Source organism: Mesotoga sp. B105.6.4 (assembly GCF_002896535.1).
Taxonomy (GTDB): domain Bacteria; phylum Thermotogota; class Thermotogae; order Petrotogales; family Kosmotogaceae; genus Mesotoga.
Genome location: NZ_JWIM01000105.1, coordinates 1 through 7,146 on the forward strand (window position 1 = coordinate 1; position 7,146 = coordinate 7,146).

Genomic DNA, 7,146 nt, shown 5'->3' on the forward strand with positions numbered 1-7,146 from the left:
TCAATAAGATCGATGCAAAGCCCGGCGAACAGCTGATCTACACTATAACCTATGCCGACACCGGAACGGAACCAATCAATAATCTGATCATCTACGATACGATTCCGTTCTACACCTCTCTTGATCCTGTAATAGTAACCGACACGGTCAACTTCACCGAACCGTCTCAGGTTAGCACCGATTACGGAGTGACATGGGAGGACTGGGCAACATTCGACAAAAGCACTCTTGCCTCTGTAACCACCGTCAAGTGGATAATCGGAACATTGACGGCCGGTCAGTCAGGCACGGTTGTCTTCCCGGTATTGATAGACGGTTATTGATCTAATTGCCATGGCCTTCGGGCCATGGCTCTTCATCTCTGTGATCTCGGGGACAGCTCTTTGGAGATCACAGAGATGAGGACAGCGAGGTGATTAGGTGCGCAGGAAGATCGTAATGCTTCTTATATTAATCTTTGTGACAACTGTGATTGTCCCGGCACCGGCTGCCGGTTCTAAGATAGAGAACTTTGCCTTTGCCAGATACAGAGATATCGATGGCAATCACATTACGATCTTCTCGGATAAGGTCGTCACTACGGTATTGCCCGTCTATGGTTTCACGATAAAGCCCGACGGGACATTCGAGAAACCCGGTCAGGAAAGAGAGGGTTTCGAAGGAAGCACAGTTGATCTAAACTACGTGGCACGAAATTTTGGAAACAGCCCGACAACCATCTCGCTCTCAGCCTCTCAGATCTTTGGAGACGGCCCCTCGGGGACCCCGGTGCTTAGAGTTATCGGTATTTATCTCGATGAAGGAGAAGAGGGTATCTCGGGACAGGCAAAAACACCGGTAAATAGTGTCGACCTCGAAATCGATGGTTCAAAAAAGCTGATAGTAAGAGTTATTCTCGAAGAGACCGGTGATTTGACCGATAAAGGTTTTATCAACATAGTCGGAATAGACCCGGCCGGCAACACCGATGACGACAACATAGCCCAGATAAAGGTGGAAGAGAAGGAGATTGTCGCCTCCACAAAATCCAGACTCCTGGATACAGTTCTCCCGGGTAGCTCGCAGTCCTTCTCGGTGAGCCTCACAAACAATTCGGAGTACGAATTGGACAGCCTCGTTCTCAAAGACTTCATAGGCTACGGGGGCAACCTGGTTGACGGAGTTCTCGATTCCGCTTCTCTCTTTTCGAATTACGATTTCTCCGCCCGCTACTTCGATGGTCTGGATTGGTTGCCCGAGCCGCCACAGAACGATGAAGAGATAAAGGGCTTCGAGCTCACCTTCGGTCCGGTTAGTCCAGGGCAGTCTGTCGAAATATCTTTCGATGTCTTCTTCCCAAAGAACGTTGCGGCAGGCAGGCGCTACAACACCGCCAGTGTTTCTTACTCGAGGCTTGGAACAACATGGTCCTCAAAGACAAATACTGTCGATTTCACCATTCCGGCTCTGGGAGTCCCTCTTCTAGGTCCTTTCGGATACCCGGACGCGCCGGAAATGACTCCTGAGGACACTACGGTCAGCACTATTACGGTTTTCGATGGTGATACTGTCATATTCCGTCATACTCTGAAGAACGACGGAAACGCGCCGGGTGTAATGGATCTGCTTATCGAAAGTGCCAACTTTCAGCTAGACGGCTGGGGATTCGTCTTCAAAGACGATACGGGAGTTCCTCTGACGGACACAGACGGAAGCGGTTATGTGGATGTCGGGGTCGTTGCTCCCGGGCAAGAGGTAGATATAATACTGGAGGCAACTATTCCCGAAGGCGTTAGCGGCAGTAATTTCGAGAAAGGCTTTAAGTTCATACCCAAAACCGTAATGGGCAACGAGGAGAACAGAACGATAGATATAATTCCACATATCAGGAAGTCAGACAGTCTAAGCATATCCAAAGTCGTTCTCTCGAGCTCGCTTTTAATGCCAAAGGCCGAAGTGCGTTTCCTTATCTCGGTGGAGAACGAGTCTGAAAGTTCGACCGGAAAGATCACGGTTAGCGATCCTATTTCCTCGCTCCTTTCGGCTCCGTACGAAATTGAGGTTTCAAAAGAGGCTACGGTTTCATTCAACAGTCAAGAGAGAATACTCACGGTCGAGTTCGACTCTCTTGATCCTCTGGAGAGTGTGGAGATTACCTTTAAATGCACTACGGTTGACGGTCTCGCTGAAGGGACCGTAATTGAGAACACGGCAACCGTCTCCGGCGATGGAACTTTCGAAGACTCAGAAAGGGTCTCCGTGAAGATCTTCCACGGTAGTCTGGAGCTCGTGAAGCTGGCCTCTCCTTCGATCGTTGAGCTGGGGTCGGAGATTACCTACACTATCGAGGTGTCAAACCCCAGTACCATAGCAACTGTAACTGAACTCAGGCTGGAGGATAGAATCCCGCCGGGGACCTCTTACGTCGAGGGAAGCGGAAGCATCGACGGCGAACCCGTAGAGCCTCTGATACTTGAAAATATGCTGATCTTCGATAATCTGAAAGACCTGAAGCCTGGAGAGAAGTCAAAGGTAGTTTACCGTCTGAGACTCGACGAGTTTACCGGAGAATCCCTGAAAAACATGGTCAGGGCTATCGGTACGATTTTATCCGAAGAGTACAGCACGGAAGTGGTAACAGAACCCTCTGTCGTCGACGTGCGCGTCTTCAGGCCTATGAATACCGGCACTGGAATCATAGGCAGGATTTATGTAGATGAAAATGGAAACGGCTTCTACGATAAAGATGACAGCAAACCTCTGCCCGTCAGACTGCTCCTTCAGGACGGCTCCTTCGTCGTTACGGATAAGGACGGGCTGTTTCATTTTGACAGGCTGAAACCGGGGCTCCACACCGTCAAGGTAGATATTGACGTGACGCCTTACAGGCTTTTGCCGAATCAGGATAGCCGATCGCTTGGAGACGACAGATGTTTCATGATCGAGACGCTGCCGGGAATGTACACTATCATAGATATACCGCTGATCCACAGGGAGAGAATCGTTGAGACGATAACATATAGAAATCCGCTGACTCTCAAAGGCTTTGACGCCGCGTCGCTAATAGTCTCTGGAAATCAGAGTCTAGATCCCTCCATGTTCTCCGATTACGGTTATATAGTCACACCGTTGAACGGACAGGAATTTGTCGGCGTTGACAGACTCATGGTAGAGGTGGCAATGCCCATAGAAAGCCGCCACACTCTCTACGTAAACGATATTGTCGTTCCCGAGAGCCAGATAGGTCAGAAGGCCAACGACGCAGACGGCGTCTGGCTTTTTGTGAAGTACTTCAATGTGAAGTTGAATCCCGGAAGGAATAGAATAAGGCTAGACTGGCAGGATGGAACTGCAAAAGGCAGCAAGGAGATAGAGGTATATCTCTCCGGAGAGCCCTTTGAATTCAGAGTCTCGACCGAGCCACTTATACTCACCGCCGACGGTGTGACAGAGGTACTGGTCGTAATCTCGCTGGTCGATGAAAGGGGCGTCCCATCATCGGTCGGTGGAACTCTCATTATTGAAGGTCTCGATTCGCATATCGTCCTGGAACCCTCCGACTGGGACGGAACGAGACTGAAGCTCGAAAATGGCGTCTCTAAACTTAAATTGAAGCCCACGGCTCAGGCTTATGCAGTAGACTTCTCTGTAAGGTACGGTGATCTGTCTAAAGATGTTCGTCTGGAGTATGCAGTCGAATCGCGTCCACCGCTTATAACCGGAAGCGCACAGCTTCAGTACAGCTTAAAAGATCGTTCGCTGTCCTTTGAAGGCGGTGTCTTCGGTCGTCTCAATATCGACAGAGGCTTGCTTACCTTCCGTTTCGGTGAAGAATCATCGGCCGATTTCGATACGTATATCACCCATGGCGACGAATCGATAAAGGGTACGCTAGCTCCCTCATCTCGCCCGTATTTTCTGCGCTATGAAATCGGGCATTTCAACGTTCAACTTGGGGACTATGAGTTCGAGACCCGCGGAAGCACGGGCTTTCTGTCAAGTGGAACGGGTCTTTCCAGCGAATACAGCGGCGATGTCTTTTCCTACAAACTCTTCGTGAATCCAGTTTACAGGGGAAAGAGGACCGAGGAGTTCAGGGGAGAGGGTATACGAGGTCCTTATTACCTGTCTGAAGTACCGGCTTCGGGGGGCGAGACTATAAGCCTAATCACCAGAGATAGCGAAGGCGAGATAATCACTCGACGGGTTTTGAGAAGGGGAGAAGACTACACCCTCTACAATTCGAATAGACTGCTGATCTTCAGTAAACCTGTTCCTTATTTCGATCTGGACTTCAACCCGGTGTGGATCGAGGCAGTTTATTCGGTTGATTCGACCTCGCCGGGAGATCTCGACATGATGGCGTATCTAACTTACTCTTCTTCGGGCTGGAAGTATACCCTGACCGGACTATTCAGAGGCCTAAGTGAAGGTTACCGGTTTGCGTCTTTGAAGGCGGAAGGAAGTATTTCCGAAGGCCTTTCGCCTTCGTTGGAACTGCTGGTCTCCTCGGGCACAGGAGACCTCGGATTTCGGGCCGCAGGGGCGCTGAAGTTTGTGAGCAAGACGGTCGTCGGTAATCTGGAAGCTCACCTGGACAGAGACTTCAAGGCGCCGGGCAATTCCAGACCCTTTTCAGGCTTCGGTTTCAGTCTTGAACTCAATCCAAAGGTATTTGAGCTGAAGCTGCTCTCGGGATACAGCTTCGATGAAAAGGCTAAGACGGGAACCCTCTCGCTTGAGCTGCTGAGAGACTTCAAAGCAGGTCAGGTTATGACTGAAGTCTCGCTCAAGGAGTCTCTGATACATAAGCAGGACGGTCTGGAAAATGAAGTCAGGCTCACCGCAAGACCGAGGTTATCGCTGGACAAGACCAGGCTCAGCGGGGAAATCAGTCTGGGACTGAGAGGAGTCAGTCCGGTCGCGGGTCTCTCTTTGAGGACCGACTTTGGTATCGGCGAGTCTCTCTTTGCAGGAGGAGATGTAGTATTTGACTATTCCGGAGCGGGCAGGGTAAAACTGTCGCTGACTCCATACATATTGAAGAAACTTGGCAAGGTCTCTATAACAGCAAAAGAGAAGATAGAGTTTCTGCCGGATCTAAGGTTCACCACAATTATCGGCTTTGGCTATACGCTGGATACGGGGAAGATAGATCTCGAGGCGATTCTTTCGGACAGGGTCTCGATTGGAGCCGGTTACACTGCCTCCTATTCTCCGGGCATCGTCAATCTGGATTTCCTCTTACAGGGCAGACACACTCTCGTTGGCTCGAACACCGAGGACTTCTACGCCCTGCATGTAGGTATAGAGAACCGTGAGATTGAGTCCCTCAAACTCAGGCTGGGTACAGATCTAAGATTTGACACCGGATTCGCCCTGTCGCGATTTCTTATAGAGAGCCGGGGAGAGTATCTCGGTCTTGATAGGCTTAGACCGGCATATCACATTCTCTTCACGAACGACCTGAAGACCCAGAGCAGCAGATTTGAAGTCCAGGCCGGCCTCGCATATGTTCCCCAGTTGAGGAGCCCTCTGGCTCTCCTTGCGGAGGGAGCTTACTATATAAGCAGAAACGGAGAAGAAACGACTTCCGAAGGCCGACTGACTCTTGACACTGTCTTCTGGTATGATAGAACCTTCAACTTCGCTCTGACCGGGGAGATATATCTCAAGAAAAACATGGTTTACACAATAAACGGACTCAGAGCAGAGAAGTCTTTTGCAGATCTCTTCTATATCACCGGTGCCGGATATCTTGTAAACGACAATAGAGGCGGTTTCTATAACAGATTCATAGTCCAGGCCGGTCTCACCCTGTGGCCGGATACAGTTGTCTACGCTGGTTATGGCTTCGGTTCGCTAAAGGAGAGCTTCCTTGGAAATTTGAGAAGGGACGGTTTCTACTTTGGAGTAAAAATCAAATTAGACGACAGCTGGTTCTTCAAGAGCAGAAACACCGGAAAGTTGAACCTCTACTTCTTTCTCGACAAGGATCTCGATACAAAATTCGATACAGGTGAGATGCCCACAAGTGTCAAGGTGAGAATAGATGGAGAAGAGTACGAGAGCGATGAAAATGGAGTCATATCTGTCGAGTTGCCCGTCGGTCTTTACAGAGTCGAACTCGTCGAATACCCCGATTCACTTGTTTCGTTGCTTAAGGATTCTCCGGAGCTTCATGTAACAGAGTACGGATCCAGAGACTTCTATTGGCCGTTTATGGAGTCACCGGCGTACGTGGACATACGTATCTTTGTCGACTCGAATTCTTCGGGCACATACGATAAGGAAGAGGAATACCTGAAGAGCTTCTCTATCAACATAGGAGAGGACGTAGTGTTTACAGAAGACGGAACACTTACCATCCCGGTCTCGCCGGGAATTATAAGAATCTCGCTGGATCTGGCCTCGCTCGGTTCGGGTGTCAGTATCACGACCGGTTCTTTGAACAGACAGCTAGAGCTGAAGCCGGGAGAGAGGAAGAATGTCGAATTTGGTGTCGCCTTCCAGCGGAAAATCGAAGTGGTCCTCTTCAGAGACCTGAACGCGAACGGTCTGAGAGAGAGCGACGAGCCCCTTCTGGATGCTTCAGGTATTCTAACCATAGGCGGAAAGCCCTTTAGAATAGGTTCCCAAACGGTCCTTGAGGGTGTTCCTGCCGGTGTCAGCAGGGCAAGTCTGACTATGGACAGGGGCTTTGAAAGACTCTACTCTCGCACTACATCAATTGAAACAATTGAAGTTGACGAGAAGGGCGATACGAGACTCGAGATTGGATTCGCTCAAAGGAGCTCACTGAACATATCTTTGATTGACGAGACAGGAGATTATTTGTATGAAGTGGTTAGTCTGAATGTCGATGGAATCGAATTCCAGGTCTTTGGAATGATCGAACTGGTAGGACTTGTCTTTGGGGAACACTCCATCGAAATAACCGACTTACCAAAGGGATATACTGTCTCAGAAAATCTGAGGACGATATGGCTCGAACCTGGTAAGAACAGTGATCTAACGATTTCAGTCGAGAAAAAATAGTATTCACCTATTTTCGAGTGCTCGAGCCTGGCATCATGTAATAACAAGAATGTAGATATGTTGAATGATCGGAGATATTGACGTCAGATAGCATCAAAGTTCACCAGACGACAACAATCGCAAGAAAAA

2 protein-coding genes are annotated in these 7,146 nt (G+C 49.4%); both read left to right on the forward strand.

Annotated elements, in window-relative coordinates:
* Positions 1 to 323 (forward strand): DUF11 domain-containing protein (locus RJ60_RS14820; RefSeq protein ID WP_146028946.1); only part of this gene is annotated, 323 nt, incomplete at its 5' end.
* Between the two features lie 97 nt (positions 324 to 420).
* The gene (locus RJ60_RS14825) at positions 421 to 7,017 is read left to right on the forward strand and encodes a DUF11 domain-containing protein (RefSeq protein ID WP_103135262.1); all 6,597 of its coding nucleotides are present in this window, start codon (positions 421 to 423) and stop codon (positions 7,015 to 7,017) included.
* The last annotated feature ends 129 nt before the right edge of the window (positions 7,018 to 7,146 follow it).